The organism is Microbacterium sp. CFSPD4_SD4 (assembly GCF_057364585.1).
In genome coordinates this window covers 458799-482262 of sequence record NZ_JBNFOC010000001.1, presented here as the reverse complement: position 1 = coordinate 482262, position 23464 = coordinate 458799, and the positions used below count along the sequence as shown (strand labels likewise).

The 23464-nt window shown below is 70.7% G+C and carries 20 protein-coding genes, 1 tRNA gene and 1 other RNA gene; 12 read left to right on the top strand and 10 right to left on the bottom strand.

From position 1 onward, the window contains the following. Window positions 1-58: 58 nt before the first annotated feature. From AC2W7E_RS02400 to aceE, 6 genes are all read right to left on the bottom strand, one after another. On the bottom strand, window positions 59-1297 hold the full coding sequence (locus tag AC2W7E_RS02400; protein WP_485988463.1) for a beta-ketoacyl-[acyl-carrier-protein] synthase family protein: 1239 nt from the start codon (window positions 1295-1297) through the stop codon (window positions 59-61). A 95-nt stretch (window positions 1298-1392) separates the two neighbouring features. Beyond that, complete coding sequence (locus tag AC2W7E_RS02395) at window positions 1393-1641, bottom strand: acyl carrier protein (protein ID WP_017202249.1); 249 nt, start codon at window positions 1639-1641, stop codon at window positions 1393-1395. A 69-nt stretch (window positions 1642-1710) separates the two neighbouring features. Next, entirely contained in the window at window positions 1711-2712 is a 1002-nt protein-coding gene (locus AC2W7E_RS02390; protein ID WP_085607669.1) for a beta-ketoacyl-ACP synthase III, read from the bottom strand. After that, on the bottom strand, window positions 2709-3629 hold the full coding sequence (locus tag AC2W7E_RS02385; protein WP_485988462.1) for an ACP S-malonyltransferase: 921 nt from the start codon (window positions 3627-3629) through the stop codon (window positions 2709-2711). Before AC2W7E_RS02385 ends, AC2W7E_RS02390 begins: the two co-directional genes overlap by 4 nt. 97 nt (window positions 3630-3726) lie before the next feature. Next, window positions 3727-4923: a PucR family transcriptional regulator gene (locus AC2W7E_RS02380; RefSeq protein WP_025103615.1), complete on the bottom strand. Its 1197-nt coding sequence runs from the start codon at window positions 4921-4923 to the stop codon at window positions 3727-3729. A 31-nt stretch (window positions 4924-4954) separates the two neighbouring features. Continuing rightward, window positions 4955-7681 carry a pyruvate dehydrogenase (acetyl-transferring), homodimeric type gene (gene aceE / locus AC2W7E_RS02375; protein ID WP_485988461.1) on the bottom strand — a complete coding sequence of 909 codons (2727 nt, stop codon included), beginning with the start codon at window positions 7679-7681 and terminating at the stop codon, window positions 4955-4957. A 153-nt stretch (window positions 7682-7834) separates the two neighbouring features. On the opposite strand from aceE, the gene AC2W7E_RS02370 reads away from it, so the two are divergent. The 3 genes from AC2W7E_RS02370 to AC2W7E_RS02360 all read left to right on the top strand — a co-directional run bounded on the left by AC2W7E_RS02370 (window position 7835) and on the right by AC2W7E_RS02360 (window position 9841). Beyond that, window positions 7835-7907: transfer RNA gene (locus tag AC2W7E_RS02370), tRNA-Val, on the top strand. A gap of 28 nt (window positions 7908-7935) precedes the next feature. After that, the gene (locus tag AC2W7E_RS02365; RefSeq protein WP_366215555.1) at window positions 7936-8823 is read left to right on the top strand and encodes a TIGR01777 family oxidoreductase; all 888 of its coding nucleotides are present in this window, start codon (window positions 7936-7938) and stop codon (window positions 8821-8823) included. Between the two features lie 64 nt (window positions 8824-8887). Further along, a complete protein-coding gene (locus tag AC2W7E_RS02360; RefSeq protein ID WP_485988460.1) occupies window positions 8888-9841 on the top strand; it encodes an L-lactate dehydrogenase in 954 nt (317 codons plus the stop codon). Between the two features lie 34 nt (window positions 9842-9875). Here AC2W7E_RS02360 and AC2W7E_RS02355 read toward each other — a convergent pair whose 3' ends face one another. Then, a complete protein-coding gene (locus AC2W7E_RS02355; protein WP_485988459.1) occupies window positions 9876-10640 on the bottom strand; it encodes an SDR family oxidoreductase in 765 nt (254 codons plus the stop codon). A 100-nt stretch (window positions 10641-10740) separates the two neighbouring features. On the opposite strand from AC2W7E_RS02355, the gene AC2W7E_RS02350 reads away from it, so the two are divergent. Beyond that, window positions 10741-11577, top strand: coding sequence for a helix-turn-helix transcriptional regulator (locus tag AC2W7E_RS02350; RefSeq protein WP_315108278.1), 837 nt, complete (start codon window positions 10741-10743; stop codon window positions 11575-11577). An 11-nt stretch (window positions 11578-11588) separates the two neighbouring features. Here the strand turns inward: AC2W7E_RS02350 and AC2W7E_RS02345 are convergent, their stop codons facing one another. Further along, window positions 11589-12428 (bottom strand): aldo/keto reductase, encoded by an 840-nt coding sequence (locus tag AC2W7E_RS02345; RefSeq protein ID WP_085607652.1) that lies wholly within the window; start codon window positions 12426-12428, stop codon window positions 11589-11591. Window positions 12429-12528: 100 nt separating this feature from the next. Here AC2W7E_RS02345 and AC2W7E_RS02340 point away from each other — a divergent pair, with 100 nt between their 5' ends. The 4 genes from AC2W7E_RS02340 to rnpB all read left to right on the top strand — a co-directional run bounded on the left by AC2W7E_RS02340 (window position 12529) and on the right by rnpB (window position 15791). Further along, a complete protein-coding gene (locus AC2W7E_RS02340; protein ID WP_025103608.1) occupies window positions 12529-12912 on the top strand; it encodes a YchJ family protein in 384 nt (127 codons plus the stop codon). Window positions 12913-12949: 37 nt separating this feature from the next. Then, a complete protein-coding gene (locus tag AC2W7E_RS02335) occupies window positions 12950-13687 on the top strand; it encodes a zinc ribbon domain-containing protein (RefSeq protein WP_085607651.1) in 738 nt (245 codons plus the stop codon). 22 nt (window positions 13688-13709) lie between these two features. Further along, a complete protein-coding gene (locus AC2W7E_RS02330) occupies window positions 13710-15410 on the top strand; it encodes a bifunctional 3'-5' exonuclease/DNA polymerase (RefSeq protein ID WP_485988458.1) in 1701 nt (566 codons plus the stop codon). A 24-nt stretch (window positions 15411-15434) separates the two neighbouring features. Beyond that, window positions 15435-15791, top strand: an RNA gene (rnpB, locus tag AC2W7E_RS02325) — RNase P RNA component class A. A 115-nt stretch (window positions 15792-15906) separates the two neighbouring features. Here the strand turns inward: rnpB and ppgK are convergent. Beyond that, complete coding sequence (ppgK, locus tag AC2W7E_RS02320; RefSeq protein WP_025103605.1) at window positions 15907-16653, bottom strand: polyphosphate--glucose phosphotransferase; 747 nt, start codon at window positions 16651-16653, stop codon at window positions 15907-15909. 81 nt (window positions 16654-16734) lie between these two features. Here ppgK and AC2W7E_RS02315 point away from each other — a divergent pair, with 81 nt between their 5' ends. The 4 genes from AC2W7E_RS02315 to AC2W7E_RS02300 are packed head-to-tail and all read left to right on the top strand — an operon-like array spanning window position 16735 to window position 22266. Continuing rightward, window positions 16735-16974, top strand: coding sequence for a hypothetical protein (locus tag AC2W7E_RS02315; RefSeq protein WP_025103604.1), 240 nt, complete (start codon window positions 16735-16737; stop codon window positions 16972-16974). 2 nt (window positions 16975-16976) lie between these two features. Continuing rightward, window positions 16977-18314, top strand: coding sequence for a type I glutamate--ammonia ligase (gene glnA, locus AC2W7E_RS02310; protein ID WP_025103603.1), 1338 nt, complete (start codon window positions 16977-16979; stop codon window positions 18312-18314). A 7-nt stretch (window positions 18315-18321) separates the two neighbouring features. Further along, window positions 18322-21297, top strand: a complete 2976-nt coding sequence (locus AC2W7E_RS02305) for a bifunctional [glutamine synthetase] adenylyltransferase/[glutamine synthetase]-adenylyl-L-tyrosine phosphorylase (RefSeq protein WP_485988457.1) — start codon at window positions 18322-18324, stop codon at window positions 21295-21297. A gap of 48 nt (window positions 21298-21345) precedes the next feature. Beyond that, on the top strand, window positions 21346-22266 hold the full coding sequence (locus tag AC2W7E_RS02300; protein ID WP_025103601.1) for a diacylglycerol/lipid kinase family protein: 921 nt from the start codon (window positions 21346-21348) through the stop codon (window positions 22264-22266). Here the strand turns inward: AC2W7E_RS02300 and AC2W7E_RS02295 are convergent, their stop codons facing one another. Then, the gene (locus AC2W7E_RS02295) at window positions 22267-23370 is read right to left on the bottom strand and encodes an AI-2E family transporter (RefSeq protein ID WP_374460143.1); all 1104 of its coding nucleotides are present in this window, start codon (window positions 23368-23370) and stop codon (window positions 22267-22269) included. Window positions 23371-23464 lie beyond the last annotated feature (94 nt).

Genomic DNA, 23464 nt, shown 5'->3' with positions numbered 1-23464 from the left:
CATGATGAAGGCCCCCGGGATCACATCCCGGGGGCCTTCATCGTGGACGCGGAAACGGTCAGTCGACGCCGCCCAGCACGAGCACGGCGTTGTGTCCGCCGAAGCCGAACGAGTTGCTGATGGCGATCTGCGGGCCGTCGCCGAGCGGAGCCGCCTCTCCGGACAGACGGAACGGCACCTCCGGGTCCGGCTCGGTCATGTTGATCGTCGGCGGGGCCACGCGGTCCCGCAGCGCGAGGAGGGAGAAGATCGCCTCCAGCGCGCCGGTCCCACCCAGCAGGTGTCCGGTCGACGCCTTGGTGGCCGACACCGGGATCTCGTCGATCCGGTCGCCGAAGACGTTCTTCAGCGCGACGTACTCGTTGGGGTCGCCGACCGGGGTCGAAGTCGCGTGGGCGTTGATGTGCGTCACCTGGTCGGGCGTGATGCCGGCCTCCTCGAGTGCCTGGATCACGGCACGCGCCGCCCCCTTGCCCTCCGGGTCGTTTCCGGTGATGTGGTACGCGTCGGCCGTCACGCCGCCGCCGAGGACGTAGCCGTAGATCTTCGCGCCGCGGGCCTTGGCGTGCTCCTCGGTCTCGAGGATGAGGGCCGCGGCGCCCTCGCCCATCACGAAGCCGTCGCGGTCGATCGCGCCGGGTCGGGAGGCGTGGGCGGGGTCGTCGTTGCGGCGCGACAGCGCCTGCGCGGACGCGAACGCGGCCATCGTGATCGGGTGGATCGCCGACTCGGTGCCGCCGGCGATGACGACGTCGGCCAGCCCCTCCTGCAGATGGTGGAAGGCGTGGATGATCGACTCGGTGCTGGAGGCGCACGCGCTGACGACGGTCTGCGCATAGGCGCGGGCCTCGAACTGCAGCGACAGGTTGCCGGCGGCCGCGTTCGGCATCAGCATCGGCACGGTCAGCGGCATGACCCGGCGGGGGCCCTTCTCGCGCAGCGTGTCCCAGGCGTCGAGCAGCGTCCAGAGGCCGCCGATCCCGGTCGCGAAGTCGACGCCGAGGCGCTCGGGAGCGACCCCGGGCGAGCCCGCGTCCTCCCAGGCCTCGCGCGCCGCGATGAGCGCGAACTGCGAAGAGGGGTCGAGACGCTTCGCCTCGTGGCGGGGCAGCACCTCTTCCGGGCGGACGCTCGCGGAGGCGGCGAACGTGACGGGCAGGTCGTACTCCTGCACCCAGTCGTGCTCGATCGTGCGGGCGCCGGAGGCACCGGCGAGAAGGTTGTCCCAGTTCTCCGGAGCCGTCCCGCCGATGGCGGAGGTGGCGCCGATGCCGGTGACGACGATGCGCTTGGTCATGAGGTGTGGTTCCTTGTCGAAACGAGTCCGTGCGGGGGATGGGCAGGGCCGGAGGATGCCACGCCCGCGCGGGCGAGGGTGGCATCCTGCCGGGATTACTCCTGGCCCGCGACGATGAAGTTGACGGCGTCGCCGACGGTCTTCAGGTTCTTGACCTCGTCGTCCGGGATGGTGACGCCGAACTTCTCCTCGGCGTTGACGACGATCGTCATCATCGAGATCGAGTCGATGTCGAGGTCGTCCGTGAACGACTTCTCCAGGGCGACCTCGCTGGCGTTGATGCCGGTCTCGTCGGTGATCAGCTCTGCGAGGCCGGCGAGGACCTCATCGTTGGTGAAAGCCATGGTGGTCTTCCTCTTTCTTGCGGGTTGTATTCGGAACCGTGGAACAGTCTAGGGAAGGTCGACGCGTCTTCAGGGGAGGACGACGACCTGGGCTGCGAAGACGAGGCCGGCGCCGAAGCCGATCTGCAGGGCGAGGCCACCGGAGAGCTCCGGGTGCTCGGCCATGAGGCGGTGGCTGGCGAGCGGGATCGAGGCGGCCGACGTGTTGCCGGTGGTCTCGATGTCGCGGGCGATGACGGTGGTCTCCGGCAGACCGAGCTGCTTGGCGAACTCGTCGATGATGCGCATGTTGGCCTGATGCGGGATGAAGGCGGCGAGGTCGGAGGCCTCGATCCCGGCCTTGTCCAGCGCCTCGCGGGCGACCTTGGCCATCTCCCACACGGCCCAGCGGAAGACCGTCGGGCCCTCCTGGCGGAGCGTCGGCCACGGCACCACGCCGTCGCGGAAGTCCGTGAGGGTGCCGTTCATACCGACGGCGTCGGCCTTGGAACCGTCGCTGCCCCAGACCGCGGGGGCGATGCCCGGCGTGTCGCTGGGGCCGATGAGAGCGGCGCCGGCGCCGTCGCCGAGGAGGAACGAGATGCTGCGGTCGGTCGGGTCGACGACGTCGGAGAGCTTCTCCGTGCCGATCACGAGGGCGTGGCGGGCGGCGCCGGCCTTGATGAGCGCGTCCGCCTGCGCGACCGCATAGGCGTAGCCGGCGCAGGCCGCGTTGATGTCGTAGGCCGCGGCCGGGTTGGCCCCGACGCGGTCGGCGACGATGGCCGAGACCGACGGCGTCTGCTTCGGGTTGCTGATGGTCGCGACGATGACGAGGTCGACCTGGTCGGCGGGGACACCCGACTTCTCGATGGCCTCGGCTGCCGCCGCGGTCGCGAGGTCGATGGCGTCCGTCCCCTTGTCGGCTCGGGCGCGCGTGACGATGCCGGTGCGCTGACGGATCCACTCGTCGCTGGAGTCGATCGGCCCGATGAGGTCTTCGTTGGGCACCGCGTTCTCGCCGCGAGCCGCGCCGAACGCGTAGATGCGGGTGTAGGCGGGCCCGGCGATCTGGGCGAGGGAGGCGGTCATGCGGCTTCTCCGTTCAGCAGCGCGACGGCGGCTTCGAGGTCTTCGGGGGTCTTCACGGCGACCGTCGGCACGCCGCGCAGGCCGCGCTTGGCGAGACCGACGAGGGCGCCCGCGGGGGCGAGCTCGATGACGCCGGTCACCCCGGCGTCGGCGAAGGAGGTCATGCAGAGGTCCCACCGGACGGGGGAGGAGACCTGATCGACGAGGTAGTCGAGCGCCGTCGCTCCGTCGGTCACGACCGAGCCGTCGCGGTTGGTCCAGAGCGTGATCTCGGGGTCGGACGGCTGCACGTCGGCGACCGCGTCGCGGAGCGCCGAGACGGCGGAGGCCATGTAGTCGGTGTGGAACGCTCCGGCGACCTGGAGCGGCACCACGCGGGTGCCCTTGACCGGCTCCTCGGCGAGAGCTGCCAGGGCCGGGAGGGGACCGGCGACGACGATCTGCCCGCCGCCGTTGAAGTTCGCCGGCGCGAGGGCGAGCTCGGCGAGGCGGGCGAGGAGCGTCTCCTCATCGCCGCCGAGGACCGCGCTCATCCCCGTCGGGGTCTGGGCGGCGGCATCGGCCATCGCCCGCCCGCGGATGCCGACGAGGCGCATGCCCGTCTCGGCGTCCAGCACGCCGCTGCCGACGAGCGCCGCGATCTCCCCGACCGAGTGCCCGGCGATGCCGTCCGCGCGGCGACCGGCGGCGGCCACGAGGGCATCACCGGCGACGAGGGAGGCGGCCACGATCAGCGGCTGGGCGACCCGGGTGTCGCGGATGGTGTCCGCGTCCGACTCGGTGCCGTGCGTGCGGAGATCGACCTGCGCGGCCTCGGAGTAGGTGGCGAGACGCTCCTCCACTCCGTCGAGCTCGAGCCAGGGGGCGAGGAATCCGGGGGTCTGCGAGCCCTGTCCAGGGCAGACGACGACAATCACCCACCCAGTCTGCCAACGATCGCGGCAGAACGGTGGATGATCCATCACAAGATTGCGCGGAACCCTTGTGTGTGGCGCACAGAATGCACCGGGTGGGTCAGCGCGGAGGGCGGCGCAGCGGCGGACGGCGGCGTACCTGCTCCGCGGCCCCGATGGAGCCGAGGATGAGCGCCGTCTGCAGGATGAGCGCCTCGCGGGGCCCGGTCGCGTCCCACCCGATGACCTCGCTCACCCGCTTCAGGCGGTAGCGGACGGTGTTCGGATGCACGAAGAGCTCGCGGGCCGTCGCCTCGAGGGAACGGCCGTTGTCGAGATAGCTCCAGAGCGTCGTGACGAGGTCGGTCGAGTGCGCCTGCAGCGGGCGGTAGATGCGCTCGATCAGGGTCTGCTTCGCGAGAGGGTCGCCGGCGAGGGCGCGCTCCGGGAGCAGGTCGTCGGCTTCGACGGGCCGCGGTGCGCTCCGCCAGGCGCGAGCCACCGCGAATCCGGCCAGCGCCGCACGCGCGCTCTGGCTGGCGTCGACGAGGGCAGCGACAGCCGGCCCCAGCACGACGAACCCCGGGCCGAACGACGGCTCCAGACGGGCCGCGATCTCCTGGAACCCGAGCTCCTCGTCCTCGCCCTCCTGGCCCTCGACGCGCGCGCGTCCGAGCACGAGCACGAGGCGCGAGCCCTGCACGCCGATCAAGACGTCGACCGCGAGCTTCCGCGCCGTGCGGCGCACGAGGTCGACGTCGAACTGCGGAGGCGTGGTGCCCACGAGGACCGCGACCTCTCCGTGGCCGTGCCACCCGAGAGCGGCGATCCGGCTGGGAAGCTCCTCGTCGGCCTCGCCCGTGAGGATCGAGTCGACGACGAGCGCCTCGAGCCGCGCGTCCCAGAGGCCGCGGGCCTCGGCGGCGCGCGCGTAGACGTCGGCGGCGGCGAACGCCACGTCCCGCGAGTAGAGCAGGATGGCCTCGCGAAGGTGCTCGCCCTTGCCCGCCACCCGTTCCTCGGTCACCTCGACCGTGACGCGGATGAGCTGGAGAGTCTGCTGCAGACTCACGCTCCGCAGCAGCTCACGGGGAGCGGCGGCGAAGATGTCCGCGGCGATCCACGGGGTGGACGTCGGGTCGTCGTACCACTGGATGAACGAGGTGATGCCCGCCTGCGCCACCAGCCCGACCGCGGAGCGGCGGGCCGGTGGCATGTCGGCGTACCAGGGGAGGGTGTCCTCCAGCCGCTTGATCGTCACCGTGGCGATGTCGCCGGAGATCCGGCGCAGCCAGGTGAGCGTGGCGGCCTTGTCCATGCCGGCGGCGGAGGCAGCTGTCACCGAGGGCTCAGCTTTCGCCGCCTGCGTTGCCGCTCGTGCCGGCGTTCACGTCGTGCAGGCGGTACTTCTCGATGGCCTGGGCGGAGAGGCCGCGGTCGACCTTGCCCTCCTCGGCCAGCGCCTGCAGCGTGCGCACGACGATCGACGGTCCGTCGATCTTGAAGAAGCGGCGGGCCGCGGCACGGGTGTCCGAGAAGCCGAAGCCGTCGGCGCCGAGCGTGGCGAAGCGGTTCGGGACCCACGGGCGGATCTGGTCCTGCACGGCGTGCATGAAGTCGCTCACCGCGACGACGGGACCCTCGGCGCCCTGGAGCTTCTGCGTGAGGTACGCGGTGCGCGGCTCCTGGTCCGGGTGGAGGAAGTTGTGCTCGTCGGCGGCGAGGCCGTCGCGGCGCAGCTCGGTCCACGAGGTGACCGACCACACGTCGGCGACGACACCCCAGTCCTTCTTCAGCAGCTCCTGGGCCTCGAGCGCCCACGGCAGGCCGACGCCGGAGGCGAAGAGCTGGGCACGGGGGCCGTCGCCCTCGCCGACGGAGACGCGGTGGATGCCGCGGACGATGCCGTCCACATCCACGTCGGCCGGCTCCGCGGGCTGGACCATCGGCTCGTTGTACACCGTGAGGTAGTACATGACGTTCGGGTCTTCGTGCTGCCCGCCGTACATCCGCTCGAGACCGGAACGCATGATGTGCGCGATCTCGTAGCCGTACGCGGGGTCGTAGGAGACCGTCGCCGGGTTGGTGGAGGAGAGCAGGTGCGAGTGCCCGTCGGCGTGCTGGAGGCCCTCACCCGTGAGGGTGGTGCGCCCGGCGGTGGCGCCGATGATGAAGCCGCGGGCCATCTGGTCGCCGGCGGCCCACTGGGCGTCGCCGGTGCGCTGGAAGCCGAACATCGAGTAGAAGATGTAGATCGGGATCAGCGGCTCGCCGTGCGTCGCGTACGACGTGCTTGCGGCGGTGAACGCCGCGAGAGCGCCCGCCTCGTTGATGCCGACGTGGACGATCTGTCCCTGCGGGCTCTCCTTGTAGGCGAGCAGCAGCTCCCGGTCGACCGAGGTGTAGTGCTGGCCGTTGGGGTTGTAGATCTTCGCGGTCGGGAAGTACGCGTCCATGCCGAACGTGCGCGCCTCGTCGGGGATGATCGGCACGATGCGGTGGCCGAACTCCTTCGAGCGCAGCAGGTCCTTCAGCAGACGGACGAACGCCATGGTCGTGGCGATCTCCTGCGTGCCGGAGCCCTTCTTGGGGAGCGCGTAGGCGTTCTCCTCGGGAAGGGACAGGCCGACGTGCGTCGAGCGGCGCTCCGGGAGGAACCCGCCGAGGGCCTTGCGGCGCTCGAGCATGTACTGGATCGTCTCGTCCTGCGGTCCCGGGTTGTAGTACGGGGGCAGGTACGGGTTCTCCTCGAGCTGCGCGTCCGTGATCGGGATGTGCATCGCGTCGCGGAACGTCTTGAGGTTGTCCAGCGTCATCTTCTTCATCTGGTGGGTCGCGTTGCGGCCCTCGAACTGCGGGCCCAGCCCGTAGCCCTTGACGGTCTTCGCGAGGATGACCGTCGGCTTGCCCTTGTGCTCGGTCGCGGCCTTGAAAGCGGCGTAGACCTTGCGGTAGTCGTGGCCACCGCGCTTGAGGTTCCAGATGTCGTCGTCGGAGTAGTCCTTGACCAGCGCGGCGGCGCGCTCGTCGCGGCCGAAGAAGTGTTCCCGGATGTACGCGCCGGACTCGGCCTTGTACGTCTGGTAGTCGCCGTCGGGGGTGACGTTCATGAGGTTGAGCAGTGCGCCCTCGGTGTCGCGGGCGAGCAGGTCGTCCCACTCGCGGCCCCAGATCACCTTGATGACGTTCCAGCCCGCGCCGCGGAAGAACGACTCGAGCTCCTGGACGATCTTGCCGTTGCCGCGCACCGGGCCGTCGAGACGCTGCAGGTTGCAGTTCACGACGAAGGTGAGGTTGTCAAGGCCCTCGTTGGCGGCGACCTGCAGCTGACCGCGGCTCTCGACCTCGTCCATCTCGCCGTCGCCGAGGAAGGCCCAGACGTGCGACTGCGAGGTGTCCTTGATGCCGCGGTTCTCGAGGTACTTGTTCGACATCGCCTGGTAGATCGCGTTGATCGGGCCGAGACCCATCGACACGGTCGGGAACTGCCAGTACTCCGGCATCAGGCGCGGGTGCGGGTACGACGGGATGCCGTTCGGCGCGTGCGACTTCTCCTGGCGGAAGCCGTCGAGCTGGTCCTCGGTGAGGCGACCCTCGAGGAAGGAGCGGGCGTAGGTGCCGGGGGAGGCGTGGCCCTGAATGAAGATCTGGTCGGCGCCACCGGGGTGGTCCGCGCCCTTGAAGAAGTGGTTGAAGCCCACCTCGTACAGCGCCGCCGAGGACGCGTAGGTGGAGATGTGACCGCCGACGCCGATGCCGGGGCGCTGGGCGCGGTGCACCGTGATGGCGGCGTTCCAGCGGATCCAGGCGCGGTAGCGCCGCTCGATCTCCTCGTCGCCGGGGAACTCAGGCTCGTTCTCCGGGGCGATGGTGTTGATGTAGTCGGTGGTCGGAACCATCGGCACGTTCAGGTGCAGTTCCTTGGAGCGCTTGAGCAGGCTGAGCATGATCTCGCGCCCGCGGCCGTGGCCCTTGGCGTCCACCAGCTCGTCGAGCGACTGCTGCCACTCACCGGTCTCTTCCGGATCGCTGTCGAGGGGGCCCTGAGAGTACGGATCCTGGTCGTGGACGGTCACGGGGGAACCTTTCGTCAAGCTGGCAGGTCATGCCAAGGAAACGGGAAGCGACACGGGCAGCCTTGTCGGCCGTGCACAACGCGCGCCGACCTCAGCCTATCCCTCTTCCACGACACGGGTGCGCATCCGCGCCCGGATAGACTGAGCGCACCAGGGCCTTTAGCTCAGCTGGTAGAGCGCCACGTTTACACCGTGGATGTCGTCGGTTCGATCCCGGCAGGGCCCACCCGTAACGTTTGCAGCGGGGAGCGGCAATGGCGCGACGCATCGTCATCAGCGGGGCATCAGGCCTCATCGGTTCCGCTCTGGCCGCCTCCCTGCGGGCGGACGGGGTCGAGGTCAGCACCCTCGTGCGACGTCCTCCGCAGGCGGAGGGCGAGATCGAATGGTCGCCGGGGGACACCGCGCTCGACCCGGATGCGCTCGCGGGAGCGGAGGCCGTCGTCGCCCTCGGAGGCGCGAGCGTCGGCCGGCTCCCGTGGACGCGAGCATATCGCCGTCAGCTCGTCGAGTCGCGGCTCGACGCGACGAACACCCTGACCACGGCGCTGCGCGCTCTGCGCACCGACGCGCCCGCCTTCCTCTCCGCCTCCGCTGTGGGCTACTACGGATCGGCGCCCGGCGAGGTGCTCACCGAGCACTCCGGCCCCGGGAGCACCTTCCTCGCCGACCTCACCGTGCGCTGGGAGACGGCCGCGCGACGAGCGGAGGACCACACGCGGGTCGCCCTACTGCGGACGGCACCGGTGATCCACCGCCGGGGTGTGCTCCGCCCCATGATCACGCTGACGAAGCTCGGCCTCGCCGGCCCGCTGGGGCCGGGCACGCAGATCTGGCCGTGGATCTCCTTGGACGACGAGGTGCGCGGCATCCGCCATGTCCTCGACGAGAAGCTCGCGGGGCCGGTCAACCTCACCGGGCCCACCCGGGCGTCCGCGAACGACATCGGTCGCGCGCTCGCGCAGCGGATGCATCGGCCGTTCTGGGTGCCCGCTCCCCGGTGGGCCCTACGCCTCGCTCTCGGCGACGCCGCCGAATCGTTGCTGCTTCCGGATGCGGACGTGCGGCCTGAGGCGCTGCAGCAGTCCGGCTTCCGCTTCACCCATCGCACCGCTGCGGATGCGGTGGCCGCGGCGGTCTGACGGCGACGCGATTCTCCCGGCGAGACCCCTGCCGTCGCGGCGCCCGCGCTGTCAGGATGGGCGCATGGAGATCATCGAGAACTCGAAGCTCACCGTCGTCGGCGCCGGCAGCGTCGGATCGAGCGTGGCCTATGCGGCTCTGATCCGCGGTTCGGCCCGCCACGTCGCCCTGTACGACATCGCGACGGAGAAGGTCGAGGCGGAGGTGCTCGACCTCGCGCACGGCACGCAGTTCACCGGCAGCAGCGACATCATCGGCGGCAGCGACATCTCGGTGGCGGCCGGGTCCCATGTCGTGGTCATCACGGCGGGAGCGAAGCAGAAGCCGGGGCAGACCCGCACCGAGCTCGCCGGGGTGAACGCCGGCATCATCCGGCGCATGATGCCGGAGCTGCTGTCGGTCGCGCCCAATGCGGTCTACGTCATCGTCACGAACCCGTGCGACGTGCTGACGGTCATCGCCCAGCAGGAGACAGGACTGCCGCCGGAGCGCATCTTCGCTTCGGGCACCGTGCTCGACACGTCTCGGCTGCGCTGGAAGCTGGGGGAGCGGGCGGGCGTGTCCACGGCGAGCGTGCACGCCCACATCATCGGAGAGCACGGCGACACCGAGTTCCCGCTCTGGTCGCGGGCGACGATCGGCACGGTCCCGATCCTCGACTGGGAGACCCAGGGGCACCCGCGCTTCACTCTGGAGGAGCTGGACGAGATCGCCGTCGACGTCCGCGACGCCGCCTACAAGGTGATCCAGGGGAAGGGCGCCACGAACTACGCGATCGGGCTCTCCAGCGCGCGCATCGTGGAGGCGATCCTCCGGGACGAGCATGCGGTGATGCCCGTGAGCACGGTTCTCCGCGACTTCCACGGGATCGACGGCGTCGCCCTGTCCGTGCCGTCGATCGTCAGCGCCGCCGGGGCCCTCCCGATCCGCACGACGGCGTTCTCGGATCGCGAGCTCGAGCTGCTGCGGCAGTCCGCCGAGGCGCTCACCGCGGTCGCCGCATCCCTGCAGGAGTGACGGCGGGTGGGGCGGCGGACCGCCCCACCGGGGTTCACCGGCCGTGCGGATCCGTGCGGTTGAGCACCGCCACGACCTCGTCGTAGTCGCCCCGCGCCTCGCCGTAGCGGAGGAACTTCACCCGCTCGACCTGGATCTCGGTCGCGTCGGGCTGAGTCTCGATGAGCGTCATGACCTCGTCGATGAACGCGTCGAGGGGCAGTGCGGCCTCGTTCTCCGCATGCCCGGGCATGAGGTCCGTGCGCACGGCGGGCGGCTCGAGCTCCTGCACCGCGACAGTCGTGCCCGCGAGCTGCAGCCGCAGCGACTCGCTGAGCATGTGGATCGCCGCCTTGCTCGCGTTGTACGTGGGCGTGACCTTCAGGGGTGCGAAGGCGAGACCGGAGGAGACGGTCATGATGGTCGCCGAGGGCTGGGCCTGCAGATGCTCGATGAAGGCCGCGATGAGGCGGATCGGGCCGAGGATGTTCGTCGTGACGGTCTCCTCGGCGGTGGACAGGAAGCCGGCCGGCGTGGTCCAGTCCTCCGCCCGCATGATGCCGGCCATCGTGACCAGCACGTTCAGCGTCGGATGCGCGGCGAGCACCGCGGCCGCGGCCTCGTCGATGCTCGCCGGGTCGGCCGTGTCGATGCGGATCGTGTGGAGTTCGGGATGCGCGGCAGCGATCGCGGCCAGCCGGTCCTCTCGGCGTCCGCCGACGATCACGGTGTTGCCGCGCGCCTGCAGCCGGAGGGCCAGCGCCAGACCGATCCCGCTCGTCGCGCCGGGGATGAAGATGGTGTTTCCGGTGATGTCCATGGCCCCAGCCTCGGCGCTGCGCCCGCGCCGTTCCAGAGACGGCTGATCGGGGGATCGGCGGTCCCTGGATCCCCTCACGCGTCCGGGGGATACTGCACGGATGGATCGTGACGCCCTGGCCGACTTCCTCCTGCGCCGTCGGGAGGCGCTGCGTCCTGCCGACGTGGGCCTGCCCGAGGGGACTCGGCGACGGACGGCCGGACTGCGCCGCGAGGAGGTCGCACAGCTCGCGACCATGTCGACGGACTACTACACGCGTCTCGAGCAGCGTCGCGGCCCGCAGCCGAGCGCGCAGATCCTCGCCGCCCTCGCCCGTGCGCTGCGGCTGTCCTCGGACGAGCGCGACTACCTCTACCGGCTCAGCGGGCTCAGCGCTCCCGATCGCGCGGTGATCACCGACTACGTCCGTCCCGGCATCCTCCGCGTGCTCGACCGTCTGCACGACACCCCGGCGTTCGTGGTCTCGGCTCTCGACGAGGTGCTGGTGCAGAACGACGCCTCCCGGGCGCTGATCGGAGACGCGAGCGGTCTGACCGGGTTCGACCGGAGCGGCATCCATCGCTGGTTCGCGCGACCGGAGGAGGAACGGCGTCGGTACCGGGAGGTCGATCACCCCCGGCAGTCACGGGCGCTGGTGGCGGCGTTGCGCGCGGCGTACGGCACCATGGGCGCGCGGTCGCGGGCGGGGGAGATCGTGGCGGATCTGTCGGAACGGAGTCCCGAGTTCGTGCGGCTCTGGGCGGCCCACGAGGTCGCCCGTCGCTTCGAGCAGCACAAGGTGATCGTGCATCCGGAGCTCGGGGAGATCGAGGTGGACTGCCAGGCGCTGTTCACCGAGGACGAGTCGCAGGCGCTCATCGTCCTGACGGCGCAGCCGGGGAGCGAGGCGGCCGGGAAGCTGGAGTTCCTGCGCGTGCTCGGTACGCAGAGCGTCTGAGCCCTCCCCGCTCAGGACTCCTCGTGCACCGCGGGATCGCCGTCGAACAGGCGCCCGTCCGCGCGTCCGAGTGCGGTGATCGCGGCGACCTCCGCGTCGTCGAGCACGACGGCGGCGGCGGCGAGGTTCGCGGCCTGGTGCTCCGCGGACGACGCCTTCGGGATCGCGACCGTCTCCCTGGCCACGTGCCAGGCGAGGACGGTCTGCGCGGGCGTGATGTCGTGAGCGGCGGCCACCTCGCGGACGACGTCCTCGTCGAGGAGGGCCTGCGCACGCCCCAGCGGGCTCCAGGCCTCGGTGAGGATGCCGTGCTCCCGGTGGTAGGCCAGCTGCTCCTCCTGCGGGAAGTACGGGTGCACCTCGATCTGGTTCACGACCGGCCGGACCCCGGTCTCCCGTTCGATGCGCTCGAGATGCTCGGGGAGGAAGTTCGAGACGCCGATCTGGCGGACGACGCCCCGCGCCTGGGCGTCCACGAGCGCCTCCCACGCCTCGACGTACTCGTCCTGGCTCGGGTTCGGCCAGTGGATGAGGTGCAGGTCGGTCGCGTCGAGGCCGAGGCGGGAACGGCTCTCCTCGATGCTGGCGGTCGCCGTCGCGCGGGCATGGTGCCGTCCGGGGAGCTTCGTCGTCACGATGACCTCGGAGCGGGGGAGGCCGGAGGCCGCGACGCCGCGCCCGACGGAGCCTTCGTTCTCGTAATTGAACGCGGAGTCCACGAGGCGGTATCCCGCACGGAGGGCCTGGGCGACCGCGTCGGCTCCGGCGTCGCCGTTCAGCCGATACGTGCCGAGGCCGAGTGCCGGCAGGGCGAAGCCGTTGTGGGCGCGGAAGGTGGGGACAGTGGTCATCGGTGCTCCTGGCGTTGGCGTGCCTCCAGCGTAGGGCGAGTTGGCGCGACACGGTCCTCCGCGCGATGCTGGCAGGCATGACCCTGATCGTCGCGCTCCCATGACGGAGTCCGCCCGCTGCCCCTGCGCCTCGGGGGATACGTTCGCCGCCTGCTGCGGACCGCTCCTCGATGGCGCTCCTGCCCCGACCGCCGAGCGGCTGATGCGCTCCCGGTACACCGCTTTCGTGCGGGAGGACGGGGCGTACCTGCTCCGCACCTGGCACCCGGAGACGCGACCGGAGACGATCACCTTCGAGGCGGACCTGGAGTGGCGGCGTCTGCTGATCGTGGACCGCGTGGCGGGCGGCCCGTTCGACACGGAGGGCGTGGTCGAGTTCGAGGCGTTCTGGCGGCAGGGCGGCACGCGCGGATCGCTGCACGAGCGCAGTCGCTTCGTCCGTGAGAACCGGACGTGGTTCTACGTGGACGGCGACATCCGGTGATGCGGCCCTCGGCCCGGCAGCGACTAGATTTGAGAACGTGAACGCCACCCCGGAGAACCAGCGCACCCTGCTCGACATCGCGGACCTCGACCGGCGCATCGCGCAGGCGGAGCGCGCCCGCACGCAGCCGAGCCAGGCGGGCCGGATCGCCGAGCTCGTCGCCATTCGTCAGGAGCAGCTCCGCGAGCTCACGGTCCTGACCGGCGCCAGGGACGACGCCCGCACCGAGCTCTCGCGGCTGGAATCGGACGTCGCGCTGGCCGAGCAGCGGCGCGACCGCGACGCCCAGCGCCTCGCGGCGGCCACCAACCCGAAGGAGGCGCAGGCGCTGGAGCACGAGCTCGCCAGCCTCGCCAAGCGTCTGAGCGACCTGGAGGACGCGGAGCTCGACGTCATGGGCCGAGTCGAGGAAGCCGACGCCGCCGTGGCCGCCCAGCAGGCGCTGCTGGATGCGACGACCGCGGAGGGGAGTGCCCTCACCGCGCAGGGCAAGGCCGACGTCGCCGCGGCGACCGACCTCGGCGCCCAGCTCGCCCGCGACCGGGAGGCGGTCGCCGCCACCGTTCCCGCGCCGCTTCTCGCGGAGTACGATCGCCGCGCCGCGAACAGCGCCGGAGCCGCGCTCCTCACCCGCGGAACCTGCGAAGGCTGCCGCATGATGCTGCCCGGCACCGATCTCAACGAGATCCGTCGCGCGCCCGAGGACGAGGTCGTCTCGTGCCCCGAGTGCGGCTGCATCCTCGTGCGCACCGAGGAGTCGGGACTCTCGTCATGAGCGCATCCGGCCTGCACCGCCCGTGACGGCGCCGGCGTCGGGCCCGGAGCGACGCCTCGCGCTGGTCGGCCTCGGTGCGGGGGAGTACGCCGCGATCGAGCTGGACGAACACGACGAGGAGCAGCAGCGCACGCTCCTGCCCGCGGCGGAACTCGCGGGATGGGTGGCCGCGGTCGAAGCCGCCGACGCCCCGCGGTGGATCATCCGCAGCGCGGCCGAGATCTACGCGCTGCTCCTGAGTGAAGGCGTCAGGATCACGCGCAGTCACGACCTCGTCCTCTGTCACGCGATCCTGCGCGACACGGCCATGGTGTCCACGCCGCTGGCGCCTGCCGCCGCATGGGAGCGCCGCGACCCGGTCGACACCACCCCCTCCCTGTTCGACGTCCTCGACGAGGAGTCCGGTGAGGACGCGGTCACCGCAGCACTCGAGCAGTACCGCGCGCAGCGGACCGTGATGGCGGAGGCGGCCGATGGACGCCTGACGCTGCGGTGCGCCGCAGAGTCGGCCGGCGGGCTGATCGCCGAGGAGATGCGCGTCGCGGGGCTCCCGTGGGACGCCGGGGTGCACGACGCGATCCTCACCGAGACCCTTGGCGCTCGTCCGGCTGCGGGCGGGCTGCCCCGACGGATGGTGGAGCGCGGCGACGAGGTGCGGGCGCTGCTCGACGACCCCACGCTGCACCTGGACAGTCAGCCGAAGCTGCTGCGGGCGCTGCACCGCGTGGGCGTGTCGGTGGAGTCCACGAGCAAGTGGGAGCTGTCGGCCCACGAGCACCCCGTGATCGAACCGCTCCTCGCCTACAAGAAGCTGTCTCGACTGCTCAGCGCGAACGGCTGGACCTGGCTGTCGGAATGGGTGCAGGACGGCCGCTTCCGCCCGGTGTACATCCCCGGGGGCGTCGTTACCGGACGGTGGGCATCGGCCGGCGGCGGCGCGCTGCAACTGCCGCGCAACCTCCGCCCCGCTGTGCGTGCGGATCCGGGCTGGGCCCTCGTCGTCGCGGACGTCGCCCAGCTCGAGCCGCGGATGCTCGCGGCCATGGCGGCCGACGAGGCGATGGCGGCCGCGGCACGCGGCGGCGATCTCTACGCGGGGGTCGTCGCGTCGGGTGCCGTCGCGACCCGCGAGGAGGCGAAGTACGCGGTTCTGGGAGCGATGTACGGCGCCACCAGCGGCGACAGCGGGCGACTCGTTCCCCGGCTGCGGAAGGTCTATCCCCGCGCCATGGCGCTCGTCGACGACGCGGCGCGTGTCGGGGAGGACGGCGGCATCGTGTCCACCTGGCTCGGTCGCTCCTCGCCGCGTCCGCCCACGGAGTGGATGCGGCTGCAGGCTGATGCCACGGGCGCCGACGCCGATCCTGCCGTGGTCTCCCTCGCCCGCCGCCGCGCACGGGAGTGGGGGCGCTTCACCCGGAACTTCGTCGTCCAGGGCACCGCGGCGGAGTGGTCGCTCATCTGGCTCGCCGAGATCCGTCACCGCCTGGCACAGCTTCCCGAGGTCTTCGGCGCGGCCGAGGCATCGGGGCCGTTCGCCCGGGAGCCGCACCTGGCGTTCTTCCTGCACGACGAGGTCATCCTGCACACACCGCAGGAGCACGCGGAGGCCGCGGCCGACGCCGTCCGCGAGGCCGCTGCCGTCGCCACCACCCGCCTGTTCGGCACCTTCCCGATCGACGTGCCGCTCGATCTGCGCATCGCGGACTCCGCCGAGAAGTGAGGCCCCGTAGACTGGAGGGGCGAATGGGTCGACTGGACGGTCGCGTGGCGGGAAACCGCACCGAGGAACGTCCGGGCTCCACAGGGCAGGGCGGTGGGTAACACCCACCCGGAGTGATCCGCGAGACAGTGCCACAGAGAGCAGACCGCCCCGCGAGGGGTAAGGGTGAAAGGGTGGTGTAAGAGACCACCGGGGGCCGTGGTGACACGGCCCGCCAGGTAAACCTCGCCCGGAGCAAGGTCAGACAGAGGATGATGACGCGGCCCGCCGAGTCCTCGGGTAGACCGCTGGAGCGGCACGGCAACGTGTCGCCGAGAGAGATGGCCGTCGAAGGGGCGAAGAACCCCGGAACAGAACCCGGCGTACAGGTCGGCCCATTCGCCTCGAACGCCGAAGGCCCCGATGACTGCCGTCATCGGGGCCTTCCCTCGTTTGGGTCCCTGAGCCTGTCGAAGGGCCCTGAGCGTCCCGCTGGGTCCCTGAGCCTGTCGAAGGGTCAGTCGCCGGCGAGCGAGGCGGCGCCGATGATGCCCGAGTTGTTGCGGTGGATCGCGGGGACGATCGGCGTCTTCAGGTCGAGCAGGGGCAGGAAGTCGCCTGCGTTCTTCGACACGCCGCCGCCGACCACGAACAGGTCGGGGCTGAACAGGAACTCGATGTGGGAGTAGAACGCCTGCAGGCGCTCGGCCCACTCCTCCCAGCTCAGGCCCTCGCGCTCGCGCGCCGAGGTGGCCGCATAGGTCTCGACGGACTCGTACTCGCGGAAGTTCAGGTGGCCGAGCTCCGTGTTCGGGAGCAGCACGCCGTCGTACAGGAACGCGGAGCCGATCCCGGTGCCGAGCGTGGTCAGGAGGGTGAAGCCGAGCACGTCGCGGGCGGCTCCGTGGCGGGCCTCCGCGACGCCCGCGGCGTCGGCGTCGTTCACGAAGACGATGTTGCGGCCGAGGCCGTCGCGGAAGAAGCGCTCGGCGTCGAAGTCGATCCACTCCTTCGAGACGTTCGCCGCGGACAGGGTCTTGCCGCGCTTGACGATCGCGGGGAACGCCACGCCGAGCGGCAGGGTCGACTCGTGGACGTCGAGCGTCTTCAGGACCGTCTGCACCGCGACGAGGACGTCTTCCGGTGCCGCGCCGGCCGGAGTGGGCACGCGCACCCGATCCGAGGCCATGGTGCCGTGTTCGAGGTCGACGATTCCCGCTTTGATGCCCGTGCCGCCGATGTCGACGCCGATCGCTTTTGCCATGGCCGATAGCTTAGCGACCACGGTGCACGCCAGTAGGATCGATGACATCACCCCAACCGCTCGCGGGAAGAAGGAGCAGCCATGACCGACGGCGATCACAAGTACTGGTACAACTCCGTCACGGGCGAGGTCGAGTTCGGCATGCTGTCGCCGTCCATCGACCGCATCGGCCCGTTCGACACCGAGGCCGAGGCGCGTCGCGCCCCCGAGGTGCTCAAGGAGCGGTCGCGTGCCTGGGCCGAGGAAGAAGCCGCGGAGCAGGGCTGGGACGCGAAGCCGTCCAGCGGCTTCGGTGCGGAGAAGGGCCAGGGCGCAGAGTAGCCATGGACAAGCAGAGGGACTTCGTCCTCCGGACGATCGAGGAGCGCGGCGTCAAGTTCGTGCGCCTGTGGTTCACCGACGTGATCGGCACGCTCAAGTCCGTCGCCATCGCGCCGGCCGAGGTCGAGGGCGCCTTCGCCGAGGGCATCGGGTTCGACGGCTCCGCGATCGAGGGGCTGACCCGCACGTACGAGTCCGATCTGCTCGCCCAGCCCGACCCGACGACCTTCCAGACGCTGCCGTGGCGCGGGGAGATCGACCCGACCGCGCGCATGTTCTGCGACCTCACCACGCCCGACGGACAGCCCGCGGTGGCCGATCCCCGTCACGTGCTGAAGCGGACGCTCGCGAAGGCCGCCGATGCGGGCTTCACGTTCTACACGCACCCGGAGATCGAGTTCTACCTGCTCAAGTCGTCGTCGTTCGGTCCTGAGGGGCCCGTCCCCGTCGACTCCGCCGGCTACTTCGACAACGTCCCCGGGGGCACGGCGCACGACTTCCGTCGCCGTTCGGTCCGCATGCTGGAGGACCTCGGCATCTCCGTGGAGTTCAGCCATCACGAGGGCGGCCCCGGCCAGAACGAGATCGACCTCCGCTACGCCGACGCCCTCACCACCGCAGACAACGTGATGACCTTCCGCACGGTCATCAAGGAGGTCGCGATCGAGCAGGGCGTGTACGCCACGTTCATGCCGAAGCCGCTCAGCGGCCAGCCCGGCAGCGGCATGCACACGCACATGTCGCTGTTCGAGGGCGATCAGAACGCGTTCTACGAGGAGGGTGCGAAGTACCAGCTCTCCAAGACGGGCCGTCACTTCATCGCGGGCCTGCTCAAGCACGCCAACGAGATCTCCGCCGTGACGAATCAGTTCGTCAACTCGTACAAGAGGCTCTGGGGCGGCGACGAGGCCCCGAGCTTCATCACGTGGGGGCACAACAACCGGTCCGCTCTCGTCCGCGTCCCGATGTACAAGCCGAACAAGGGGCAGTCCTCGCGCGTCGAGTACCGCGCGCTCGATTCCGCGGCGAACCCGTATCTCGCGTACGCGCTCATGCTCGCCGCCGGTCTCAAGGGCATCGAGGAGGAGTACGAGCTTCCGCCGGAGGCGGAGGACAACGTCTGGGCGCTGAGCGACGCCGAGCGCCGGGCGCTGGGCTACTCCGCCCTGCCCGCCAGCCTCGACCACGCCCTGGAGTACATGGAGGCCTCCGAGCTCGTCGCGGAGACGCTGGGGGAGCAGGTGTTCAACTACGTGCTGCTCAACAAGCGCAAGGAGTGGGAGGCGTACCGCGGCCAGGTCACGCCGCTGGAGCTGAAGAACAACCTCGAGCTCCTCTGAGCGCGGCATGGCTCGCCCCGACGCCTCCGTCTCGCTCTCGGCCCTCGCCCGGCTCGGGTTCGCTGAGCTGAGCGAGGCCGCGGCGTCGCTGGCGGAGCTCGAGAGCCTGCTCGGCGTGCCGCGCGCGATGCTGCTCGAGGCGGCCGTCGCGGCGGACCCGGATGCGGCGGTTCGCGGGATGCTGCGGGTCGCTCGACGAGACCCTGCCCCGCTGCGGGCGCTCGCGGACGACGAGGAGACGCGCCGGCGCGTCTGGCGCGTCTTCGGTGCCTCTGTGGGACTGGCGGAGTTCTTCCTGCGGCATCCCGACGAGCTGGACGTGCTGGCCGCACCGATCGACGTGCTCCCCACGGCGGACGTGTGGCGCGATCGCCTCCTCGCCGCCGTCGGGGCGGAGGACGGGTTCGCCGACGCGGCGGACGACGGGACGGTCGTGGCGCTCCGCGTCGCGTATCGGCGGAACCTCGCGGAGATCGCCGCCTACGATCTCGGTCACTCGCGCCCCGAAGAGGTCGTCGCCGCGGTCGCCGCTTCCCTCGCGGATCTCGCCGGCGCCGCCCTCGAGGCCTCGCTCGCGATCGCCCGCACCCACCAGGCGCCGTCCGCCGGTCGGGACGCCGTCGCTGCCACTCAGCTGGCCGTGATCGGCATGGGGAAGGCCGGCGCGAGGGAGCTCAACTACGTCAGCGACGTCGACGTCATCTTCGTCGGCGGCACGGCGGATGAAGAGGCGCTTTCCGAGCCGCAGGCGATCGACATCGCCACGCGCCTGGCCAGGGACACCATGCGCAACCTCAGCGCCATCGAGGTCGAGCCGCCGCTCTGGGAGGTCGACGCGGCGCTGCGCCCGGAGGGCAAGCAGGGCGCCCTCGTGCGCTCCCTCGCGTCGCACGTCGCGTACTACGACCGGTGGGCGAAGAGCTGGGAGTTCCAGGCTCTGCTGAAGGCTCGTCCGCTGGCCGGCGACCCCGACCTGGGCGCCGCATACATCGACGCGGTGCAGCCGCGCGTGTGGTCGAGTGCCGCCAGGGAGGAGTTCGTCGAGAGCGTCCAGCGCATGCGCGAGCGGGTCATGGAGCACATCGACCCGGAGGACGCCCCGTACCAGCTCAAGCTCGGCGCGGGCGGGCTGCGCGACATCGAGTTCACGGTGCAGCTCCTGCAGCTCGTACACGGTCTCACCGACGAGTCGCTGCGCACGCGTGGCACGCTGGAGAGCCTGGACGCCCTGGTCGCCGGCGGCTACATCGGCCGGGCGGATGCGGGCACCTTCGCGGACGACTATCGGGTGCTGCGGCTCATGGAGCACCGTCTGCAGTTGCGCGACCTCAGCCGCACCCACCTCATGCCCAAGACACCGGCCGGCCTGCGCATCCTGGCGCGCAGCACGAAGCTGGCTGAGACGGGGGAGGGCGTCTGGGCGCGCTGGGAGAGCGTCCGCCGCGAGGTGCGCGACATCCACACCCGCCTCTTCTACCGCCCGCTGCTGAGCGCCGTGGCCGGACTGCCCGAGGAGGAGCGCACCCTCTCCGCGGAGCAGGCTCACGACCGGCTCGCCGCGATCGGGTTCCGCGACCCGGCGGGAGCGTTGCGCCACATCGGCGCGCTGACACGCGGACTCAGCCGCAAGGCGACGATCCAGCGGCACCTCATGCCCGTCATGGTGCGCTGGTTCGCGGACGGCAGCGACCCCGACTACGGCCTCCTCGCGTTCCGCCGCATCAGCGAGCGGCTGGGGGACACCTCGTGGTTCCTGCGCATGCTGCGGGACTCCTCCGGTGCGGCAGAGAGCCTCACCCGACTGCTGTCGTCCTCGCGGTACATCGGCGAGCTGCTGGAGTGGATCCCGGAGTCGGTGGCGTGGCTGGACAGCGCCGAGCGACTGCGTCCACGGAGCGCGCAGGCGCTCGACGACGAGGCCCGAGCGATCCAGACGCGCCATGAGACGGTCGCCGACGCGTTGCGGGCCGTCCGGGCCCTGCGGCGTCGCGAGCTCCTGCGCACGGCGATGGCGGCCGTCCTCGATGTCGTCACCATCGAGGAGGTGGCCACCGCGCTCACCGACATCACGGATGCGACGATCCAGGCCGGCCTCCGCGCCGTCCTCCGCGAGGTCGTGCCGCCCGAGGACACGGCGCTCGACTTCGCGGTCATCGGCATGGGGCGGTTCGGCGGCGCCGAGCTCGGCTTCGGGTCCGATGCGGACGTGCTGTACGTGTACGACGCGAACGGCGTCGACCCGGGCAGAGCGGAGAAGCTCGCGACGCGGATCGTGGCCGGGCTCCGCGAGCATCTGACGGATCATCGCCTGCCCCTTGACCTCGACGCGGGTCTGCGGCCCGAGGGGCGCAACGGTCCGATCGTGCGGTCCCTCGACGCCTACGCGGCCTACTACCGCCGCTGGTCGCTGTCCTGGGAGGCGCAAGCGCTCCTGCGGGCGCGCGGTGTCGCCGGGAGCACGAAGCTCATCGGGCGGTTCACGGAGCTCGCGGACAGCATCCGGTACCCGGAGACGGTCGACCTCCAGGGGCTCCGGGAGATCAAGCGGATCAAGGCGCGCGTCGAGGGGGAGCGGCTGCCGCAGGGCACCGACCCCCGTCGTCACCTCAAGCTCGGGCCGGGGACTCTCAGCGACGTGGAGTGGCTCGTGCAGCTCCTCCAGCTGCAGCATGCGACCGACGTCCCGGGTCTCCGCACCACGTCCACGCTGCACGCGCTCGACGCCGCGGTCGCAGCCGGGCTCGTCGAGGAGGACGACGCCGAGCGCTTGCGGGCGGCCTGGCTGCTGTCGAGCCGGCTCCGTTCGGGCATCACCCTGCTCACGGGGCAGACGAGCGACGTCCTGCCTGCCGACCGCCGTCAGCTGGATGCCCTGGCCCGTCTGCTGGGCTATCCGCCCCGGTCGGCGACACCACTCGAGGAGGACTACCTGGCGGTCACGCGGCGCGCCCGGCGGACCTTCGAGCAGCTCTTCTACGGCTAGACGGCCGGTCGAGTTGCACGATCGTCCTCCGTCGCTCAGAGTGAGCGTATGACCTCTCCTCGCATCGGCGTGATCTGGAACCCGACGAAGTCCGACCGGGATGTCCTCGGGGAAGCGGTGACCCTCGCGTTCGGCGAGGAAGCCGATGTGCGCTGGGGGGAGACCACCCCGGACGACCCCGGGCGCGGCGTCGCGGCGAAGGCCGTGGAGGAGGGTTGCGCTCTCGTCATCGCGGTCGGCGGCGACGGCACGATCCGCGCCGTCGCGGAAGCTCTGGTCGGAACCGATGTCGCTCTCGGGATCGTGCCGCAGGGCACGGGCAATCTGCTCGCGCGCAACCTCGGTGTGCCGCTGGAGGGCGTGCTGCCGGCGCTCGAGCACATCCGCGACTCGGAGCCCCACCGCATCGACCTCGGCTGGGTGGAGTTCGACGGCGAGGAGCATGCCTTCTCCGTCATGGTCGGCTTCGGGGTCGACGCGCAGATGCTCGTGGAGACCAACGACGACCTCAAGGATCGCGCCGGCTGGCTCGCCTACGTCGAGGCGATGGGGCGCGCACTGGCCGGCACCGAGATGACGGACATCACGCTGCAGCTCGACGACCACGAGCCGGAGGAGGTGCGCGGGCACACGCTGCTCGTCGGCAACTGCGGCATGCTCCAGGGCGGCATCCGCCTGCTTCCGGACGCCGTCCTCGACGACGGCCTCCTCGACATGCTGCTCATCAGCTCCGACGGCGCGCTGCAGTGGCTCGACACCGTCCGCTCGGTCGTCTGGGACAACGGCATCCGTCGCATGATCGGGAACGTCGATCAGGCGGTCAGCACGGACTCCACCACCCACGTGTCGGCGGAGCGGATCCGCGTGCAGCTCGCCACGCCGCAGATGTTCGAGATCGACGGCGAGGAGGTCGGCGAGATCGACGCCTTCACCGTGCGCGTGCAGCCGGGCGCCGTCCTCGTCCGCTGATCAGGCGACGGTCACCGCGGGCGGCGTCTTCTTCCTGTCCTGGTTGGGGAAGACGACCTTCTGCACGATGATGATGATGCTCGCGGCCACCGGGATCGCGACGAGCGCACCCAGGATCCCGCCGAGCGCGCCACCGGCCACTGCGGCGATGACGACCAGTGCGCCCGGGACGTCGACGGCCTTGTTCATGATCCGCGGAGAGAGCACGTACGCCTCGATCTGCATGTAGATCAGGTAGTAGATGATCGCGATCAGCGCGGTCGTCGGCGAGACGAACAGGCAGATGAGCGAGATGATGATCGACGCCGAGAGGGTTCCGACGAGCGGGATCATCGAGCCGATGAAGGCGATCAGTGCGAGCAGCGCCGGCACCGGCGCTCCGATGATGGTCAGGAAGATGAGGCTCAGGATGCCGTTGGTGAGCGCGAGGCTCGCCTGACCGATGACGTAGCGCCCGACGGCACTGGAGACGTCCTCCAGGAGCTCGCTGAACGTGTCGCGCTGGTACGCCGGGACGAACCGGGCAGCCACCCGCTTCATGCTGCGCAGCGACGCCATGAAGTAGAGCGTGAGGATGACCACGATCGTGATGCCCGTCAGGCCGCCGGCGATTCCGGCGCCGACGGCGAAGACACCGCCGCCGATGTCGAGGAAGTTGTCCGGGTTCTGCACGAAGCCGACCACGCCGTCGACGGCGTCCTTGATCGTGCCGCCGAACTGTCCGCTGACGTCCTGGAACCAGGCGCTGTTCGTGAAGTCCTCGATCATCTTCGGACCGTCTTTGATCAGGTTCCCGATCTGCTCCGCGAGGGTGGGGACGATGGCGAGGATGATCCCGGCGAAGGCGAGGAGAACCCCGATCACGACTACGGCGACCGCCGCCGGACGGGGGAGCTTGCGCTCGATGAACCGCACGATCGGATCGAGGCCGAGCGCCAGGAAGAGCGCGACGCCGATGTAGACCAGCACGGTGGCGAGCTGGCCGACGATGCCGCCGATCATGAGCGCGACGAGAACCCCGAGGGCACCGAGGAGACCGAACATGAACGGGTTCGCCCTGGCGCCGGCGACCACGCTCGACGGCGACCGTCGCTGCGCGGACACGCTGGGTGCCTGATCCGGCGGTGCGATCAACTTCCTGCGACGCATGGTCCCCTCCCTCTGTCGATACTCGACACTCGATCATCCTCCACCCGGT